The organism is Rhodococcus sp. NPDC127527 (assembly GCF_042672245.1).
In the GTDB taxonomy this organism is placed as follows: Bacteria; Actinomycetota; Actinomycetes; order Mycobacteriales; family Mycobacteriaceae; genus Rhodococcus_G.
Genome location: NZ_JBHXVP010000005.1, coordinates 201,747 through 219,247, shown reverse-complemented (window position 1 = coordinate 219,247; position 17,501 = coordinate 201,747). Strand labels below are relative to the sequence as shown.

General features: G+C 69.5%; 18 protein-coding genes. 8 read left to right on the top strand and 10 right to left on the bottom strand.

Annotated features, from left to right (window positions below; all coding sequences use genetic code 11):
* Positions 1-301: 301 nt before the first annotated feature.
* Entirely contained in the window at positions 302-1,180 is an 879-nt protein-coding gene (gene sigJ, locus ACFVH2_RS11450; RefSeq protein WP_378424525.1) for an RNA polymerase sigma factor SigJ, read from the top strand.
* Here the strand turns inward: sigJ and ACFVH2_RS11445 are convergent.
* The 3 genes from ACFVH2_RS11445 to ACFVH2_RS11435 all read right to left on the bottom strand — a co-directional run bounded on the left by ACFVH2_RS11445 (position 1,158) and on the right by ACFVH2_RS11435 (position 6,347).
* Positions 1,158-2,627 (bottom strand): MFS transporter, encoded by a 1,470-nt coding sequence (locus ACFVH2_RS11445; protein ID WP_378424523.1) that lies wholly within the window; start codon positions 2,625-2,627, stop codon positions 1,158-1,160. The two genes, sigJ and ACFVH2_RS11445, sit on opposite strands and share 23 nt — an antisense overlap.
* A gap of 57 nt (positions 2,628-2,684) precedes the next feature.
* On the bottom strand, positions 2,685-3,113 hold the full coding sequence (locus tag ACFVH2_RS11440; RefSeq protein WP_378424521.1) for a CBS domain-containing protein: 429 nt from the start codon (positions 3,111-3,113) through the stop codon (positions 2,685-2,687).
* 90 nt (positions 3,114-3,203) lie between these two features.
* Positions 3,204-6,347, bottom strand: coding sequence for an arabinosyltransferase domain-containing protein (locus ACFVH2_RS11435; protein WP_378424710.1), 3,144 nt, complete (start codon positions 6,345-6,347; stop codon positions 3,204-3,206).
* Positions 6,348-6,545: 198 nt separating this feature from the next.
* Here ACFVH2_RS11435 and ACFVH2_RS11430 point away from each other — a divergent pair, with 198 nt between their 5' ends.
* Positions 6,546-7,193, top strand: coding sequence for an alpha-ketoglutarate-dependent dioxygenase AlkB (locus tag ACFVH2_RS11430; protein WP_378424519.1), 648 nt, complete (start codon positions 6,546-6,548; stop codon positions 7,191-7,193).
* On the opposite strand, the gene ACFVH2_RS11425 is transcribed toward ACFVH2_RS11430, so the two are convergent.
* Positions 7,159-8,259: a 3-deoxy-7-phosphoheptulonate synthase gene (locus ACFVH2_RS11425; RefSeq protein WP_378424517.1), complete on the bottom strand. Its 1,101-nt coding sequence runs from the start codon at positions 8,257-8,259 to the stop codon at positions 7,159-7,161. The two genes, ACFVH2_RS11430 and ACFVH2_RS11425, sit on opposite strands and share 35 nt — an antisense overlap.
* A gap of 247 nt (positions 8,260-8,506) precedes the next feature.
* On the opposite strand from ACFVH2_RS11425, the gene ACFVH2_RS11420 reads away from it, so the two are divergent.
* Both ACFVH2_RS11420 and ACFVH2_RS11415 read left to right on the top strand, forming a co-directional pair.
* Positions 8,507-8,947: a MarR family winged helix-turn-helix transcriptional regulator gene (locus tag ACFVH2_RS11420; RefSeq protein ID WP_378424515.1), complete on the top strand. Its 441-nt coding sequence runs from the start codon at positions 8,507-8,509 to the stop codon at positions 8,945-8,947.
* Between the two features lie 22 nt (positions 8,948-8,969).
* Complete coding sequence (locus ACFVH2_RS11415; RefSeq protein WP_378424513.1) at positions 8,970-9,398, top strand: organic hydroperoxide resistance protein; 429 nt, start codon at positions 8,970-8,972, stop codon at positions 9,396-9,398.
* Positions 9,399-9,401: 3 nt separating this feature from the next.
* On the opposite strand, the gene ACFVH2_RS11410 is transcribed toward ACFVH2_RS11415, so the two are convergent.
* Entirely contained in the window at positions 9,402-9,935 is a 534-nt protein-coding gene (locus ACFVH2_RS11410; protein ID WP_378424511.1) for a VOC family protein, read from the bottom strand.
* 4 nt (positions 9,936-9,939) lie between these two features.
* Entirely contained in the window at positions 9,940-10,818 is an 879-nt protein-coding gene (locus ACFVH2_RS11405; RefSeq protein ID WP_378424509.1) for an oxidoreductase, read from the bottom strand.
* A 22-nt stretch (positions 10,819-10,840) separates the two neighbouring features.
* Here ACFVH2_RS11405 and ACFVH2_RS11400 point away from each other — a divergent pair, with 22 nt between their 5' ends.
* Positions 10,841-11,089 carry a hypothetical protein gene (locus tag ACFVH2_RS11400; protein ID WP_378424507.1) on the top strand — a complete coding sequence of 83 codons (249 nt, stop codon included), beginning with the start codon at positions 10,841-10,843 and terminating at the stop codon, positions 11,087-11,089.
* A 79-nt stretch (positions 11,090-11,168) separates the two neighbouring features.
* Here ACFVH2_RS11400 and ACFVH2_RS11395 read toward each other — a convergent pair whose 3' ends face one another.
* Both ACFVH2_RS11395 and ACFVH2_RS11390 read right to left on the bottom strand, forming a co-directional pair.
* On the bottom strand, positions 11,169-11,408 hold the full coding sequence (locus ACFVH2_RS11395; RefSeq protein ID WP_378424506.1) for a hypothetical protein: 240 nt from the start codon (positions 11,406-11,408) through the stop codon (positions 11,169-11,171).
* Positions 11,409-11,558: 150 nt separating this feature from the next.
* The gene (locus tag ACFVH2_RS11390; RefSeq protein WP_378424504.1) at positions 11,559-11,690 is read right to left on the bottom strand and encodes a hypothetical protein; all 132 of its coding nucleotides are present in this window, start codon (positions 11,688-11,690) and stop codon (positions 11,559-11,561) included.
* A gap of 157 nt (positions 11,691-11,847) precedes the next feature.
* On the opposite strand from ACFVH2_RS11390, the gene ACFVH2_RS11385 reads away from it, so the two are divergent.
* From ACFVH2_RS11385 to ACFVH2_RS11375, 3 genes are all read left to right on the top strand, one after another.
* On the top strand, positions 11,848-12,945 hold the full coding sequence (locus ACFVH2_RS11385) for a Gfo/Idh/MocA family protein (protein ID WP_378424502.1): 1,098 nt from the start codon (positions 11,848-11,850) through the stop codon (positions 12,943-12,945).
* A 29-nt stretch (positions 12,946-12,974) separates the two neighbouring features.
* Entirely contained in the window at positions 12,975-13,874 is a 900-nt protein-coding gene (locus ACFVH2_RS11380; RefSeq protein WP_378424500.1) for a pseudouridine synthase, read from the top strand.
* A gap of 87 nt (positions 13,875-13,961) precedes the next feature.
* Complete coding sequence (locus ACFVH2_RS11375; protein WP_378424498.1) at positions 13,962-15,176, top strand: globin domain-containing protein; 1,215 nt, start codon at positions 13,962-13,964, stop codon at positions 15,174-15,176.
* A 91-nt stretch (positions 15,177-15,267) separates the two neighbouring features.
* Here the strand turns inward: ACFVH2_RS11375 and aztD are convergent, their stop codons facing one another.
* Together aztD and ACFVH2_RS11365 are read right to left on the bottom strand one after the other, a co-directional pair.
* On the bottom strand, positions 15,268-16,512 hold the full coding sequence (aztD, locus tag ACFVH2_RS11370) for a zinc metallochaperone AztD (RefSeq protein ID WP_378424496.1): 1,245 nt from the start codon (positions 16,510-16,512) through the stop codon (positions 15,268-15,270).
* Positions 16,513-16,576: 64 nt separating this feature from the next.
* Complete coding sequence (locus ACFVH2_RS11365) at positions 16,577-17,500, bottom strand: MBL fold metallo-hydrolase (RefSeq protein ID WP_378424494.1); 924 nt, start codon at positions 17,498-17,500, stop codon at positions 16,577-16,579.
* Position 17,501: the final 1 nt, after the last annotated feature.

Here is a 17,501-nt window from a genome sequence, read left to right as displayed (position 1 = left end):
ATTCTTCCCAGCGTCAAACCCGAACTCGAATCGGATTTCACAACATATATTGAGTACAGAAATGTATTCAATTCATTGAAGGTGGGCAGGCATCCAAGCACCCCGCACTCATGGTCTCGCCGCTGCCGGCGATGGGTGCGCGGGAGCGATCCTGGTGACTGCGAACGTCGCCGTATACCGACGCGAACGTCCGGTTGCCCCTGCCGCCGGCGAGGTGTGTGGTTGAGGGCGTGCCCCTGTCACATCGGCCGGGCTTCACCGGTCAACTCCTGTGACAGCCAGCGACGAAGGAATGTGACCGATGGACGAGAACGAATTCATGGCGCGACAGTTCGAGGCGCACCGCCCGCACCTGCGGGCGGTGGCATACCGGATGCTCGGCTCGGTCAGCGAGGCCGAGGACGCCGTGCAGGAGTCCTGGATCCGGCTGGCGCGCTCCGACACGAGCGAGGTCGAGAACCTGGCCGGCTGGCTGACGACGGTGGTCGCGCGGGTGTGTCTGAACCTGCTGCAGTCACGGCGGTCCCGACGGGAGAACCTACTCGGGGTCCACCTGCCCGACCCCATCGTCGGGACGATCGAGGACGTCGGTCCCGAACACGATGCGCTCCTTGCCGATTCGGTTGGTCTGGCACTTCTCGTGGTGCTCGACACGCTGACGCCGTCCGAGCGCCTGGCGTTCGTGTTGCACGACATGTTCGCGGTGCCGTTCGAGGACATCGCGCCGATCGTCGACCGCTCCCCCGCTGCTGCGCGGCAACTCGCGAGCCGCGCCCGCCGGCGGCTGCAGGGCGCGCCGGTGCCGGACTCCGACGTGGCCCGCCAACGCGAGGTCGTCGACGCCTTTCTCGCCGCTGCGCGGGGCGGCAGCTTCGAGGAGCTGGTGGCGGTGCTCGACCCGGACGTGGTGCTCCGCGCGGACGTCGGGGTGGTGCCTGCGGGTGCGTCGACGGAGGTGCGCGGCGCCGAACAGGTGGCCGCCCGGGCGCTGAACTTCGCCCGGCTGGCCAGGTTCGCCCACCCGGCCCTGGTCAACGGGACCGCGGGCGCGGTGGCGATCGCCGAGGGGCAGGTCCTCTCGGTCCTCGGGGTGACGATCAGGGGCGGCCGGATCGTCGAGATCGACATCCTCGCCGACCGCGATCGGCTCGCCCGGCTCACCGTCGAGGACTTTCACTGATTCGGCGCGCAGCTGGCTCGCCGTGGGCGTTGACGGTGCGCAACCCGATCAGCGCGGCGCCGAGCAGGAAGACACTGCCCGCGAGCAGGGCCCGCTGGAATCCGGAGGTGAGCGCATCCGGGACCGCGGCGCCGGACCCGATCAGCTGGTTGGAGTGCGACGTCGCGATCGCCGCGAAGATCGCCAGCCCGAGCGCGCTGCCGACCTGCTGCGCGGCGTTGAGCAGCGCGGCCGCCAGGCCCGCCTTGTCCTCGGGCACACCGGCATTGGCCGCAGTGGTGACCGCGACGAACACCGCACCGAGACCGAACGAGACGATCATCAGTCCGGGCAGCAGGTCCGCCAGGTAGGAGCCGTCGACGGGGATCCGGGACAGTAGGTACAGGCCGACGGAGGCGATCGACGCGCCGGCGACGATCACCGGACGGGTGCCCACCCTGCCCACCAGTTGCGACGAGATGCCCGCTGCGACACCGACTCCCAGGCAGAGCGGCAGGTAGGCCGCGCCGGTCTGCATCGGCGAGTAGCCGAGCACGGTCTGCATGTAGATGGTGAGGAAGAAGAACATCGCGATCAGGCCGGCGAAGGCGATCAGACCGGTGACGTTGGCCGCGGCCAGGCCCCTGATCCGGAAGATCGACAACGGCAGCAAGGGATTTCGGCTGCGCTGCTCGTTGACCACGAAGGCGGCGAGGAGAGCGAACGCGCCGGCGAACTGGCCGACCGTGCGCACGGTGCCCCAGCCCTGGTCGGGCGCCTTCACCAGCGCGTAGACGAGCAGCAGCATCCCGCCGGTGACCAGGACGGCTCCGACGGCGTCGAAACGATCCAGCCGCCCGCGACGCCGGTCGGGCGGGATGAGCGCGAAGACCGCGGGGAGCACGAGCACGCAGGCGACCGGGTTGACGAACAGCACCCACCGCCAGCCGGGTCCCTCCGTCAGAAGTCCGCCGAGAAACACCCCGACCGCCGACGCGAGCCCGCCGACGCCGCCCCAGACGCCGAGCGCCGCACGCCGCTCAGGGCCCTCGACGAAGGTCGTCGTCAGGATCGACAGTGCGGCCGGGAGCATCAGCGCGGCTCCGATGCCCTGCAGCAGCCGGGCACCGATCAGCACGCCCCCGGTGGCGGCGAATCCGCCGATCAGCGAGGAGGTCCCGATCAGCGCGGTGCCGGTGACCAGGACGCGGCGGCGGCCCAGCAGGTCGGCGGCGCGGCCGCCGAGCAGCATGAACCCTCCGTAGGTGAGCAGGTAGGCGCTCGGCACCCACTGCAGTCCCTGGACGGAGAACGACAGGTCGCGGCGGATGTCGGGCAGGGCGATGTTGACGATCGACGCGTCGACGAAATCGAGGAACGCGACCGCGCACAGCAACGCGAGCGTGAGCTTGCCGCGGCCGGTCGAGAGCGACGGCCGGGTCGTGGATTCGGTGGTCGAGGTGAACATGTCGGAGCCTTTCTGTCACCCCTCATGACAGATCCCGACCCGGCGATGTGACAGGCCTCAGCTGCGGTCGATGTAGGCCTCGAGCTGATCGCGTTCGCTCTGCAGCTCGTCGATCCGGCTCTTCACGACGTCACCGATGCTGACGATCCCGACGAGGTGCCCGTTCTCGAGGACGGGCAGGTGCCGGATCCGGCGATCGGTCATGGTGGCTGCGAGGCTGTCCACGGTGTCGGTGGGCGCGCAGGTGAACACCGAACTGGTCATGATGTCGCCGACAGTGGCGTTGAGCAGGCCGGCGCCCCGTTCGTGAATCTGACGCACCACGTCCCGCTCGGTGACGATGCCGACCATGGCGTTGTCTCGGACCACGACGAGGGCGCCCACGTTGCGCCTGGCGAGTTCGCCGATCAGCGCGCTGACCGTGATCCCCGGATCGACCGTGACCACTGCGGGACCCTTGTTCTGCAACACATCCGCAATTCGCATCCGGATACTCCGATCCATCCGCAGCCTGCTACCGCTGTGTAGATCATAGGCAGGTCGAGGTGGGCACGCGACTACCGAACAGCCGTCCGCTCACCACGCGATGTTGATCGGTCCGGGGCTCCACACGCCGGAGCGTCGCACCGTCGCGGTGCCGAGCTGCGCCGGTTCGGCGTTCGGGTCGATGCGCGAGTACTTCTCGAGGCTGCCCCAGTCCTGGTGCCAGGCGTCCTTGAGATAGGTCGGGAGGGTGCGCCCGGTCGCGGTGAGGTCGATCCAGCCGAGCGGGCCGCCGCCGAAGTGGTCCTGCCACAGACTCGTCATCACCGCGCCGGGGCGGTCCCCGAGAATGCGGTATTCCGGGATCTCGGCGACGCCGAGGCGATGGTTGAACGGCTGCTGGCACGGGAACTGCAGTGCCACTTCCCAGTCGATCATGGTGGGTGTGGTCGAGCCGACCAGCTCGTTGAGGGTGGTCGTCCTCGGGACCCTCGGCGGTGTCACGGCGACCCACTGGTCTGGTCGGGTGTCGGTGTCGTCGACGACCACCCGTACGGCGTTCGCCTCCGCGGGGATCCGATCGCGCGGTATCCGGAGGTTGCGCCACGAGGGCGCGGGTCCGATGTCGATGGGCAGGGCGCTGCCCAACTTCTGGACGGCGCTGTCGCCGCCCCGGACACCGTAGTCGAGTTCGACGCGCGCACCGGGGGTGGCGATGCCGTCGGCGTTGACCGAGTACACACGGCCCGCGGCGGTGATCGACACGAGGTCGCCACCGTCGGGCAGTGCGTACCAGTCCGAGGTCAGGGACGCCGGACCGCCGGCGCCGTAGGTGCCCAGCACCGGAGTGGTCGCGGGGTCGAGGCCGAAGGGCAGCGCGACGCTGCTGCCGTTGATGCCGGACGCGCCCTGGCCGCCGGCCGTGCCGGCCGCGTTGCTGGACTTGGCGTCCTCGTTGTCGAGCGACTTCGCCATGCCCTCGGAGGCGGCCTTCTCGTCGGACGTCAGGTCGCGGGCCACCCCGTTCGGGGTGAATCCGACGTTCTCGGCGCCGAGCGCGTTCGCCGGCCCGGCAGCCAGGGGCTGCAGCATGGACGCGTTGGGGTCGGTCTCGACCAGCACGTCCTGTGCGAGCCCGCAGGAGTGCCCGGCGAGGGCGCCGAAGTTCGACTTCGCCAGGGAGAACGACGGGTACTGGGCGATGGCCCCCTTGGTCAGCGAGAGCACGAAGAACGCGACCATCAATCCTGCCGCGACGGTCAGCGGGGGGACCGACCACAGCCTGCCCGGGCGAGCGGACCTGTCCTCGTGGGGTTCCCGGAAGAAGCACCATCCGGCAACGAGCAGCATCACCACGGTCAGTCCGAGCAGGATCGTGCCGGCGCCGTGACCGGCGATCATCACGGGCTTGTCCCACCACGGGATGCCCCACGCCGAGATGTACCACCAACTGTTGCTGCTGGTGAATGCGAGCGCCAGAACGAACAGCACGGCGGCGGCGAACAGCGCCCTGTTGCGCCGCGACCGCAGCACCAGCGGGCCCACCGCGACGGCGGTCAGGACGGCGAGCGAACCGGCGAGGCCGGCGAACACCCCGAAGTGATGGGTCCACTTGGTGGGCGTGAACATCATCAGCATCATCGCGGCAACGGTGATGCCGATGATTCGGCGGGACGGACCTGATGCGGTGCCGGGGATCCGGCCGCCGCGACGCAGCATCACCAGCAGACTCGAGATGATCGAGAGCACCATCACGAAGACCCCGAACCGGCGGGCCAGGGATCCGTCGGCGTTGATGTTGAACAGCCACTCGTAGCGCTTGTACTCCTCGAACCAGGCGTTCGTCGGCGGAATCGTGTGCACTCGTTGCATCTCGAGGACAGCGGCGAGGGTCTGATCGGCGAACGCCGCGACCAGGACAACCAGACCCGCCGCGGCGATCGGGCCGAGAACCGCGAGATAGCCGACGGTCTTGGCGCGCGCCGAGACGATCTGCAACACCGGCCGGGCGCCCGCGATGAGCGCGCCGAAGCAGATGATCCCCGACGGTCCGACGGTCACGGTGAGGGCGGCGACGAGCACTGCGACGGCGGCGGGGAGCAGGCGTCGGGTCGCGATCGCTCGTTCGACCGAGCACCACGTCAGCAGCACTCCGGCGGCCACGATCGGCTCGGGACGCAGGCCGTTGTTGTACGGCAGCCAGAAGGCGAGGAACACCAGACCGCCAGTCCACAGCGCCACCTTGTTTCGGCGGACCGCGACGCCGAGGCGCGGAGCCACCTCGCGGCTGATCACCAGCCAGCAGACGATGCCCGCGATCAGCGCCGGCAGCCGAATCCAGGGGCTGGCGGTGGACACCTTCGTCATCCACGCGAGCAGGTCGTAGTACGGGGTGCCGAACGGCGCTTCCGGGACCCCGAACCAACGGAAGTAGTTGGCCATGTACCCCGATTCGAGGGACGACCTGGCCATCGTGAACTGGTAGCCGTCGTCGGAGGTGCTCGCGCCGACGAAGTGCCACAACGCCAGGGTCCCGACCACGACCGCGTCGATCGGCGCGAACTTCCACCAGCGCGAGGGCAGGAACCGCCGGGCCCGACGACCGTCGAGCGAGTCGATCCGGTGCAGCCCGACGAGGGCGACCACCGTCGCGAGGACGGCGACGATCATCGCGACGAGTTTGACCGCGGATGGCGACGAGGAGAACCGGGTGTCGAGATCCGCGGTCACCGACAGGCCGGCGGGAACAGCGCCATGGAGTTCGGTGAACACTCCCACCATCTGCGGGCGGAAGTCCCCCGTGAGAGTGGCGCCGTCGCTGCCGTCGACCGTGGCGACGGTCCGTTCCGCGTTCGACGTCACGGTCACCGACCGCCCCGCGAGGTCGGCGACGGGGATCGACAGCAGATGCTGGTCGCGCTGAACGATCTCGAACCGGGCGGAGCCGCCGTCGGCACCCGATTCGACCCGGGCGACGAGCCCGTACCGCGCCGCGTCCGCCGAGCCCACCGGGGCGGTCGAGACCACGACACCGCCTGCGGGCGCGAGCGCCTGCACGGCCGCAGCCGGGATCGCCGCGGTCACTTCGAGCGGCGCGTACGACACCAGTGGTGCATCGACATTGGTGAGCGTGTCCGCCTGCGGCCATGCCAGGCTCGCCGTGTCCTGCTGTACCGGGAGGAACGGCACCGACACCGCGGCGAGGATCGCGAGCACCGACGCGACGGCGGCGACCATTCGGACCCGCGTCGCATCCCGACGGGTCACCGGCGCCGGATCCGGGTCTTCGGATTGCGTTCGGTCGGCCACAGCGCTGTCGGTCACGACGGTCGATGCTAGACGGCACCGCCACTGAACGGTTCCAGGTGGTCTATTACTGCAGAATCACCCAAAACAGGCGAACAATTGTTCGATTGTCGGGGGTACGATGTGCCCGTGGACATCGCGGTGCAGGCGTCGCTGTTCGACGACCCGACCGACGGCCCCCGACTGGGCCCGCTCGGCGCCAACCTCCGGCGCCGGGTCCTGGGCGACGGCGCCTGGGTGGACGTGCTCCCCGGTTGGCTCACCGGCTCCGAGCAGCTGTTCGCCGACCTCGCCGACACCGATCGGCCCGGCGCCGTGCCGTGGCGGGCCGAGCGCCGGCAGATGTACGACCGGGTGGTGGACGTCCCGCGTCTGGTGAGCTTCTTCGACGAGGGCGCGGCCCTGCCCGATCCGATGCTCACCGCGGCCCGCGACGCGCTGAGCGCGTACTACCTGCCCGAACTCGGCGAGCCGTTCACCACGGCGGGCCTGTGCTTCTACCGCGACGGCTCGGACAGCGTCGCCTGGCACGGCGACACCATCGGCCGCAGCCGCACCGAGGACACGATGGTCGCGATCGTGTCGCTCGGCGCGGCGAGGGTCCTCGCGCTGCGCCCCCACGGCGGCGGGCCGACGATCCGGTACTCGCTCGGCCACGGCGACCTGCTGGTGATGGGCGGGTCCTGCCAGCGCACCTGGGAGCACGCGGTGCCCAAGACCACCCGCCCGACGGGCCCGCGGATCAGCGTGCAGTTCCGGACCCGCGGCGTGCGGTAGCGACCGCCTCCGCGAGCCGGTCCAACTGCGCGGCGGTGGTGTCCCAGTCCAGGCAGGCGTCGGTGATGGACTGGCCGTAGGTCAGCTCGTCCGCCTTGCCCAGGGTCAGGTCCTGCCGACCGGCCACCAGGAAGCTCTCGAGCATCACGCCGACGATGCCCTGCTCACCCGACGCGATCCGCGCCGACAGGTCGGTGACGACGTCGACCTGACGCTCGTGGTCCTTCTGGCTGTTGCCGTGGCTCGCGTCGATCACGACCCGCTCCGGCAGTCCCGACTTGCGCTGGCGCGCGAGGGTGTCCGCGACCGTCTCGGCGTCGTAGTTCGGACCGGCGCTGCTGCCGCGCAGGATCACGTGGCAGTCGGGGTTGCCGGCGGTGCGGATCAACGCCGACCTGCCGTCGAGGTCGGTGCCGGGGAAGACGTGGCTGGCGCCGGCGGCACGGGTGCCGTCGACCGCCACCTGAATGTCGCCCTCGGTGGAGTTCTTGATCCCGACCGGCATGGACAGTGCGCTGCACAACTGCCGGTGCACCTGGCTCGCGGCGGTGCGGGCGCCGATCGAGCCGTAGCTGACCAGGTCCGCGATGTACTGCGGGGTGATCGGGTCGAGGAACTCGCAGCCGACCGGAAGTCCGAGCGCGGAGATGTCGAGCAGCAGCTTGCGGCCCATCCGCAGGCCGGTGTTGATGTCGAAGCTGCCGTCCAGGTGCGGATCGTTGACCAGCCCCTTCCACCCGAGGGTGGTGCGCGGCTTCTCGAAGTACACCCGCATCACCACGTGCAGGTTCTCCCGGTGCTCGGCCGCCTTGACCGCGAGCCGCCGGGCGTAGTCGAGCGCGGCCTCGGTGTCGTGCACCGAGCACGGACCGACGACGACCATCAGACGGTCGTCGCGACCGGCGAGGATGTCGACGGCGCCGTCGCGTCCGGCGCGGACGGTCGCGGCGACCGCGGGGTCGACGGCGTGCTCGCGACGCAGCTCGGCGGGCGCGACCAGCGGCGAGATCGAGAGGGTCCGCTGATCGTCGAGGCCGAGGGCATCGGTGTCGAGAGTGAGAGTCATGGGTGTCCTGTTCGTTCTAGGCCGACCCAGGAGAATGCGTGCACACCCGCGAGCCGGTCGATTCCGGCTCGGGTGGAAGAAGTCAGCGCGTGGTAACGCCGACCGACCCACCCGGGGCCGGCCTGCTAAACCAGAAATACGCGCGCTGCACGTCGGCCACTGTAGCAGCGATCCGGAACCTCCTCCGTGAGGACCGCCACACGGAAATAGATTGTGCACAACTTAGCTGTGCACTACCTTGATTCTCGTGACCGACGAACTGTCCCTCGACCGTCAGGTGTGCTTCGCCCTCTACTCGGCCTCGCGCGCCGCCACCGCGGTCTACCGCCCCCTGCTCGACGACCTCGGCCTCACCTACCCGCAGTACCTGGTGATGCTCGTGTTGTGGGAGCGCGACGGTCGCGGCGTCCGGGAGATCTGCGAGGAACTCAATCTCGACACCGGAACCGGATCACCCCTGCTCAGACGCCTGGAGGGGCTCGGCCTCGTCGTTCGTCGGCGCCTGGAGACCGACGAACGCCGGGTCGAGATCCACCTCACGGGGAAGGGTGCGGCACTGCGCGAGCGGGCCCGCGACATCCCGCGCATGCTCGCCGCGTCCACCGGGCTCGACGAGGCGGAACTGGTCTCGCTCCGGGCAGCCCTGGTCCGGGTCACCGAGGCCCTGCACGCGGTCACGCCCCACTGATCGACCACCGAAGGAGAACGACATGAAGGTCCTCTACACCGCCGAGGCACTCGCCACCGGCGAGGGACGCAACGGTCACGCCCGCACCTCGGACGGCCGGCTCGACCTCGACCTCGCGATTCCCGCGGCCATGGGCGGCAGCGGCGAGGGCACCAACCCGGAGCAGCTGTTCGCGGCCGGCTACGCCGCGTGCTTCCACTCCGCGCTTCAGGCGGTCGCGCGCGCGGCCAAGGCGAACGTCGCCGATTCCGCGGTCGGCGCCCGGGTCGGCATCGGCGCCCTCGACGGCGGCGCCTTCGGGCTCGAGGTGACCCTGGAGGTGTCGCTGCCGCACCTGACGCGGGCCGAGGCCGAGGACCTCACCGCCAAGGCGCACCAGGTGTGCCCGTACTCCAACGCGACCCGCGGGAACATCGAGGTCACGCTGGTGGTCGCCGAGTCCGACGACTGACCGTCAGGCCCGGTCGGCGAAAATCCGCTGCCACACAGCGTGATCCGTTCGCGGACCGCTCGGCGTGTCCGCCCCGTACCGCTCGATCTCGGCATCGATGTCGAGCGGTCGGGTCGGCGGCATCCCCGGGACGAGTTCCTCCTCGACCCGATCATCGGGCACCAGCCAGCACACCTCGAAGTCGATGCCGTCGGGATCGGACCCGTACAGCGCCTTGGTCGACCCGTGGTTGCTCGCACCCACCAGTGCACCTGCGGCACTGAGCTTTCCGCGCATCTCGGCCAGCTCGGTCAGTGTCCCGACCTCCCACGCGAGGTGGTAGAGACCGACGTCGCCCTGGCGGGCGCGGCTGGGCCCGTTGGGACTCTGGAACAGCCCGAGGTCGTGGTCGTTGGCGGAACCCGCCGCCTGCAGGAACGCCGCACCGGCGAAACCGCCCGGCAGCTGCCTGAATCCGAGCACGCCCTCGTAGAACGCGAGGCTGCGCTCGAGGTCCGCAACGAACAGCACCGCATGGTTGAGACGACGAATCGACATGTTCTCAGCTTCCGAACTCGTAGGTGACGCCGGTGAGCGTCTCGGACTCGCCCCACAGGGCGGCCGCGACCGCCCGGTCGCGCGACTTCGCATTGGACCCGACCACCTTCGGGTAACCCCGCTGCTCGAACGGCCCGTCCGGGCCGATGTAGGTGCCGCCGACGACGTCGGCGACCGTCGCCGCGTACAGCTCCGGCAACGCGCCCATCTCGGCACTCTGCGCCATCAGGTCGCCCAGTCCCATGACCCGATCCCACAGCGAGTCGGTGTGGGACTGCAGCCCGGTCGACGCGTAACCTGGATGCGCAGCAACCGATTTCACCGACGACCCGGCCGCCACCAAGCGGCGATTGAGCTCGTACGCGAACAGCAGGTTCGCCAGCTTCGACTGTCCGTACGCGGACCACCGACGGTAGGTGCGCTGCTGGTAGTTCGGGTCGGCCAGGTCGATGGTGCCGAATCGGTGCATCAGGGAAGACATCGTCACCACCCGGTCGGTGATCCGGTCGAGCAGCAGGCCGGTCAGGGCGAAATGTCCGAGATGATTGGTACCGAACTGCATCTCGAAACCATCGGCGGTGCGGCGACTCGGCACCGCCATCACACCCGCGTTGTTGACCAGCACGTCGACGGCATCGATACCGGCGGCGAACTCGCGCACCGAGTCCAGATTCGCGAGATCGAGCTTGCGGACCTGAGCGCGCGACCCGAGCGGGCGCGCGACCTCCTCGGCCTTCGCAACGTCCCGGCACGCGAGCACCACGTTCGCACCGGCACCCACCAGCGCGCGGGCCGTCACGGCCCCGAGCCCGCTGTTGGCACCGGTCACCACGAACGTGCGTCCCTGCTGATCGACGATGTCCTGCGCGGTCCATTTCGTCATTGCCCGAGTTTAGCGATCATCGATGCCCGACAGCACTAGCCTGGTGGCCATGGCGAAGAAGAAGTGGTCGGAACTCGGTCCGCGCACCCGGCGGGCCCTCGTCGCGCTCGGCATCGTCGAGGTGGTCATGCTGGTCGTGACCCAGGTGGACATCGCCCGCAGACCGGACGAACTGGTCCGCGGCCCCAAGAACCTCTGGCGGGCACTGGCCTTCGTCAACATCGTCGGTCCCGTCGCGTATTTCGTCACGGGGCGACGCACCGCGCACTAGTGTGTCTCGGCTGGTGACCGATGCGGGCACAGATCCGAGGAAGCTGTGCCCGCACCCTTCCTGCGGTGGCGCGACTCGACTACATCCCGCTCTTGAAACCGGCCGTGATCGACTTCAGCAGCGACTCGAGGTCGGACGGGTCGAAGCCGATGCTGCTGGAACCGCTGTCAGCGTGCCCGTTCACCGGGGTCGGCTTGGCCACCACGGATCCGGACTCGTTCGAACAGCTGTTTCCCCCGGCGTTCTGGCTCTGTCCCGGCCCACCGATCACCTGCTCGGCATGCGCCGTCGCGGGCACCATCAAGATTCCTGCGGACACGAACATGAGGCTTGCAAAGAAACGCCGATTCATTCCCCAACTCCAATGTGGTCGTTTCCGATCCCGACACCGACACCGGCTCTGAATGCAGACTGCGGGCACGGATCCGACGGATCCGTGCCCGCACTCTGGTTGCGGTGCTGCGACTCGCTACATACCGCTCTTGAATCCGGTCGTCACGGACGTCAGCAGGGCGAGCAGATCCGTGAGGTCGGAGCTCCCGCCGCCGCCATTGTTGTTGTTGTTCGTGGGCGTCGTGGTGGGGGTGGTGCAGTCGACCATTCGTTACTCCTGCTTGTCATTTCCGGCACCTCTGTCGGTTCCGGCACGTGATTCGGCAACGTACATTTTCTTCCGCCTGCGCGTGCGGAATCGTCGAATATTGCTTCGCCCCCCGGACCACGGCGACGAGTCCGGTGCGGCCGCTACTGTGCTGGGCATGACGGAGAACACACTCGGGCTGGCCGTGATCGGCACCGGTTTCGGCTGCATCACCCACGTGCCCGCGTTCCGGGACGCGGGTTTCGAGGTTCGGGCGCTGATCGGGCGCGACCGCACCAGGACGGCCGAACGGGCCGCGCGCTTCGACATCGCCCACGCCGTGACCTCACTGGACGAGGCGCTGGCCGCCACGGACATCGACGCCGTCACCATCGCCACTCCCCCGCACACCCACGCCGAATTGGCGATCGAGGCCGCCGAGCGGGGGCTGCACGTGGTCTGCGAGAAGCCGTTCGCCGCGGATCTCAGCCAGGCCCGGGCGATGCTCGCCGCGGTCGAACGCGCCGGTGTCGTCCACCAGATCGGCACCGAGTTCCGCTACGCGACGGCGCAGGCCCTGCTCGCCCGACAGGTTGCCGAGGGCGCGATCGGCACACCGAAGCTCGCGACCCTGCTGATGCACCTGCCCATGTTCGCTGCCGAGGGCAGCCAGGCGCCCGACTGGTGGACCGACGGCTCGGCGGGCGGCGGCTGGCTCGGCGCCCAGGGCACCCACATGATCGACCAGATCCGCTACACCCTCGGCGAATTCGAGTCGGTCAGCGCGGGGCTTCCGGTGGTCGCGGATCGTGGCCAGACCGCCGAGGACAGCTTCACCGTCCACTTCCGCACCGCCGACGGCGTCGACGGCGTGCTGCAGAGCACCGTCGGTTCCTGGGGTCCGCTGATGATGACCACCCGCGTCGCCGGCACGACGGGCACCGTGTGGATCGACGGCGACCGGGTCCGCCACGCGGACGCGAGCGGAGACCGCGAGGTCGAGGTGCCCGCTGACCTGGCAAACCCCGCTCCGCAGCCGCCGCCGTTCGACTTCTTCAGCACCACCTACGACTGGCTGCACGCCACCGGGCTGGACCGGGCGCCCTACGCCCGCCTCGCCGACGCCTTCCGCCGACGGATCCTCGGCGAGCAGATCGCGGCGACCGAGCCCAGGCCGGCGACCTTCCGCGACGGGGTGGCCGGACAGGCCGTGCTCGACGCGATTCGGCTCTCGGCGGCGGAGGGCCGGTCGGTGCGAGTGGCGGACCTGGGCTGACACCGGCGTCGCGGCGTAGGTTTCGTGACGTGCCCGACGCCCCGCTCCCCGTCCGCGACGGCCTGAACCCGACCCGCCTGAGGCTGCCCGCGGACGACAGGTGGGGGACGGTCCTCGGCTACCTGCTCGCCAGGTTCCCCGACGACGCGCGGCGACTGCGCGAGAAGGTCGCCGCGGGCGAGGTGGTCGACGGCGCCGGGATGCCCGTCACGCCCGCGAGCCCGTACCGCGCGCACTCCTTCGTGTACCTGTACCGGGACCCCCCGGTCGAGACCAGGGTGCCGTTCGAGATCGAGGTGCTCCACCGGGACGACGACCTGCTCGTGGTCGACAAGCCGCACTTCCTGGCGAGCACGCCGCGCGGACGGTACGTCGCGGAGTCGGCACTGGTCCGGCTCCGACGCGATCTGGACCTTCCCGAACTCACACCGGCACACCGGCTGGACCGGGTGACGGCCGGGGTGCTGGTGTTCACCGTCCGCGCCCAGGCCCGTCGCGCGTACCAGTCGCTGTTCGACGAGCGCCGCGTGGTCAAGGAGTACGAGGCGGTCGCCGGCTACGACCCGGCACTGATCCTGCCGTGCACGGTCCGCAGCCGAATCGTCAAGGAACGCGGCACCCTGCAGTGCCTCGAGGTGCCCGGTGAGCCGAACGCCGAGACCCGGATCGAACTGCTCGGGGTGCGCGGCGACCGAGCGCGCTACCGGCTGCTGCCGCACACCGGAAAGATGCACCAGCTGCGCGTGCACCTGAACTCGCTGGGCATCCCGATCGTCGGCGACAACTTCTATCCGACCCTGTACGACGTTGCGCCCGATGACTATTCGGATCCCCTGCAGCTGCTGGCCCGGTCCCTCACCTTCACCGACCCGCATACCGGGCAGAGCCGGCGATTCGTCAGCGAGCGACGGCTGGCCGCCTGGGACTGACCTCCCGAAACACTGTCTACTACACACCGTAGTGGACTGCGTCACATTATCTTGCATCTCAAATGCAAGTTTTAATACCGTCGCCCCATGAGCCTCTCAGCAGCGTCCACCGAAGTCATCCGAGCCACCCTCCCCGCGGTCGGGGCGGCTATCGAGGACATCACCGCGCTCTTCTATCCGAAGATGTTCGCCGCGCACCCCGAACTCGAGCGCGACCTGTTCAACCGCGGCAACCAGAAGCAGGGTCAGCAGCAGAAGGCGCTCGCCGGGGCGGTTGCGGCCTTCGCGACGCTGCAGGTCAGCGAGGACGCCCCGCGGACCGACCTGATCATGTCGCGGATCGCGAACAAGCACGCCTCCCTCGGCATCACCGCCGACCAGTACGAGATCGTGCACAAGTACCTCTTCGAGGCCATCGTCGAGGTGCTGGGCGAGGCCGTCACCCCCGAGGTCGCGGCCGCCTGGAACGAGGTGTACTGGCTGATGGCCGACACGCTGATCGCCATGGAGCACGACCTGTACGCGTCCGCCGGCGTCGCCGACGGCCAGGTCTGGCACGAGGTGCGAGTCAGCCGCCGGGTGCTGCAGTCCGCCGACACGGTGTCGTTCGTGCTCAGCCCCGTCGACGGGGAGGCTCTGCCGAGCTACCTTCCCGGACAGTACATCTCGGTCGGCGTGGTGCTGCCCGACGGCGCCCGGCAGATCCGCCAGTACAGCCTCGTCGGCGCACCGTCCGCCACCGACTGGCAGATCAGCGTCAAGGCCGTGCCCGCGGACGCCGAGGCCGGGACGCCCGCCGGGGAGGTGTCGAACTTCTTGTACGACAACGTCTTCGAAGGCGACCTGATCCAGGTCTCGATGCCCTTCGGAGACCTGGTCCTCGAGGAGGGCGACTCCCCGCTGCTGCTGGTGTCCGCGGGGATCGGTTGCACCCCGATGATTGGCATGCTCAACCACCTCGCGACGAACGACCACGGCCGTCGCGTGTCGGTCCTGCACGCCGACAGGTCCCCCAGCCGGCACGCGCACCGTGCAGAGCTCACCGAGCTTGTGCAGCGGATCCCGTTCGCCACCATGCACCGCTGGTACGAGGACCTCGGGCACCGCGAGGAGTACGGCACCACCTACCGCGGTCGCGCCGACCTGTCGGCGATCGAGATCGAGGCGGGAACCCAGGTCTACCTGTGCGGCCCCATGCCCTTCATGCTCGCGGTGCGCGAGAGCCTGCTCGACCGACAGGTTCCCGCCGAGTCCATCCACTACGAGGTGTTCGGACCCGACAGTTGGACCGCCACGGTCTGACCGACGCCCTGAAATCCGACCCGATGCCGCATTCGCACAACGAGATCGAGCGAATGCGGCATCGATCGGTTCCGGCGCCCGCGTCGACCGGTCAGCCGGTGACGCCGGTGAGTTCGTTGGGGGTCTGCGGCAGGACCACCGTCTCGACCACCGCGCCCGAGTCCAGGTTCACCGCCCGCAGGGTGTTGGTGGACGGTTCGGTGACGTAGGCCGTCTCGCCCGCGACGAACAGCGCGGGACGCGCCTGCTGCCAGTCGTCCGGCTCGGTCCACGGCGCCTGCACCGAGATCCGCTTGGTGACGGTTCCGGCGTTCTGGTCGACTACGTGCAGCGCACCGTCCGTGCCCAGCACGACGGCCTCGCCCCTCGGCCCGCGCCCCAGCGAGCGGAAGCTGTAGCTCGCGCCGAGGTCGACGGGTGTCAGCCGCGCGGCCGCGGTGTCGAGGAGCATCACCCGTTGCGGGCGTTCGAGTTTCGCGACCGGGTCGGTCTTGTAGTCGCCGAGGACGACGGGGGACGATTCGCCACCGGCCTGGTTGCCGATGCGTCCGTACGCATCCGGACTGGACACCTTGGCGACGACGCCGTCCCGGTAGATCAGGACTCCGTCCTGGCAGCCGAACACCAGGCCGCCGTCGGCGGCCGCCGCCTCGCCGTGCACTCCCGGGCACTGCTCGTTGCGGACCACCTCCCGGCGGTCGCGATCGAGCACGACGATCCCGGTTCGGGACTGCTCGTCTCCGACGGTGGTGACGAGACCGCCGTCCGGCAGAGGAACGGCGACCCCGTGGTGCGGGGCGGGCGTCGTGAACCGGTCGATGTCCGGCATTCCCGCGGCCAGCGCCCGCGGGTCGAAGCTCGCGACGTCTCCCGTCCCGTCGTCGAACAGCGCGGTCCGGCCGCCGTGCCGCACCACGTGCCCCGGTTTGTCGGCGGCGAACTCCACCTCGACGAAGGCCGGCGGGGCGGCGTAGTGATGGGCGTGGTCGCCGTGCTGCTCCGACCAGGCACCCGCGTCGAGCACGCGGAACCGCGAGCCCGTGGAGACCAGGAGGTGCCTGCCGTCACCTGCGGGGTTGATCCGGGCGAATCCGTCGACCGGCAACTGCGCGAGCACGTCCAGGCTGTCGGCGTCCAGCACCATGACACCCCCGTCGTAGGACACCGCCAATCGCGGCTGGGATGACGAAACCTCCATCTGCGCAGACTTTTTCGCCGGTTCCGAGGTCCCGCTCGTCGGCGCGGTCGACTCGGACGCGCACCCGGTGAGCACGGCCGCGAGACTGGCGGCGGCAGCGAGGACGGCTATCCGCCCGGTCTGGTTTGTCTGATTCATGGGGACAGGGTCACCCTTGTTGAAAATTATTGTCAAAGTCGACTATGCGCATCCGCGCACCCCGTCAGTCGCCGGGCAACAACTCGGCCGCGTGCCACGGCTCCGGCACGAGCACCCGGACACCGTCCCGCCGACCCTGCTCGAGCAGGAATCCCATCGCCGCGGGCACATCGTCGATCGGATACGGCAGGGGCCGAAGCGGCCGGCGCAACGGCCGGGTGAAGTCGTCCCAGTGCACCGGAATCACCGTGTGCGCACCGGTTGCCCGCACCACCTCTCGCCAGTACTCGGACCGGAACTTCGCGCTCTGCCGACCCAGCGTGCCGATGCCCAGATAGACCACGTCCGCACGGTGACCGTCGAGCCGACCGGGAACGTGGTTTGCGCTGGCGTGCACGAGGACACCGCCTCGTGGATGCCGGAAGAGAATCGAGTACGCCTCCCCCGTGCGCCACTCGCGCGCCCGTGCCGGCGGCACCAGCGGCGCATCGACGACTCCCGGCGCGACGTCCCCGGGGCTGTGCAGGCCGGCAACCAGGGTCACCACGAAGTCGCCGAAGCGCAGTTCCGCCTCGCCGTCGACCGAACGGATCAGTCGATCCGGCAGCCCGTAGCCGCGCGCGATGTTCGCGGTCGACTCCGAGCCGACGAGCGGAGCGTCGAACTTCTGCGCGACGACGGGGGCGTCGAGAGCGTGGTCGAAATGCGAGTGCGCACACAGGACCGCGTCGAGTGCGTCGACACCCGCCCTGGTCAGGCACTCGTCGATCAGTGCGCGGTCGGGTGCAATCTTGCCCAGCACCAGCCGCAGCAACCGGGGCCGCGTGACGAAGCCGTCCACGAGCAGCGCGGTGTGCGCGTCGCGGACGAGAACACTGCTGGTACCGAGGAAGACGCCGCGCACGGACGACCCGATCGGCCCCTCGGCCGCGGGCTGGGTGTCGTAGCCGGCGAGCGACGGGCGCCGGAGCGGAATGCGCGGCGACACT

Coding starts and splice junctions, on each gene's coding strand:
- ACFVH2_RS11385 (WP_378424502.1), top strand. CDS start 11,848: ATGACGGAGAACACACTCGGGCTGGCCGTGATCGGCACCGGTTTCGGC.
- ACFVH2_RS11435 (WP_378424710.1), bottom strand. CDS start 6,347: ATGGTCGCCGCCGTCGCGTCGGTGCTCGCGATCCTCGCCGCGGTGTCG.
- ACFVH2_RS11440 (WP_378424521.1), bottom strand. CDS start 3,113: ATGCGAATTGCGGATGTGTTGCAGAACAAGGGTCCCGCAGTGGTCACG.
- aztD (WP_378424496.1), bottom strand. CDS start 16,512: ATGAATCAGACAAACCAGACCGGGCGGATAGCCGTCCTCGCTGCCGCC.
- ACFVH2_RS11400 (WP_378424507.1), top strand. CDS start 10,841: ATGCCCGACAGCACTAGCCTGGTGGCCATGGCGAAGAAGAAGTGGTCG.
- ACFVH2_RS11405 (WP_378424509.1), bottom strand. CDS start 10,818: ATGACGAAATGGACCGCGCAGGACATCGTCGATCAGCAGGGACGCACG.
- ACFVH2_RS11410 (WP_378424511.1), bottom strand. CDS start 9,935: ATGTCGATTCGTCGTCTCAACCATGCGGTGCTGTTCGTTGCGGACCTC.
- sigJ (WP_378424525.1), top strand. CDS start 302: ATGGACGAGAACGAATTCATGGCGCGACAGTTCGAGGCGCACCGCCCG.
- ACFVH2_RS11425 (WP_378424517.1), bottom strand. CDS start 8,259: ATGACTCTCACTCTCGACACCGATGCCCTCGGCCTCGACGATCAGCGG.
- ACFVH2_RS11375 (WP_378424498.1), top strand. CDS start 13,962: ATGAGCCTCTCAGCAGCGTCCACCGAAGTCATCCGAGCCACCCTCCCC.
- ACFVH2_RS11445 (WP_378424523.1), bottom strand. CDS start 2,627: ATGTTCACCTCGACCACCGAATCCACGACCCGGCCGTCGCTCTCGACC.
- ACFVH2_RS11390 (WP_378424504.1), bottom strand. CDS start 11,690: ATGGTCGACTGCACCACCCCCACCACGACGCCCACGAACAACAACAAC.
- ACFVH2_RS11415 (WP_378424513.1), top strand. CDS start 8,970: ATGAAGGTCCTCTACACCGCCGAGGCACTCGCCACCGGCGAGGGACGC.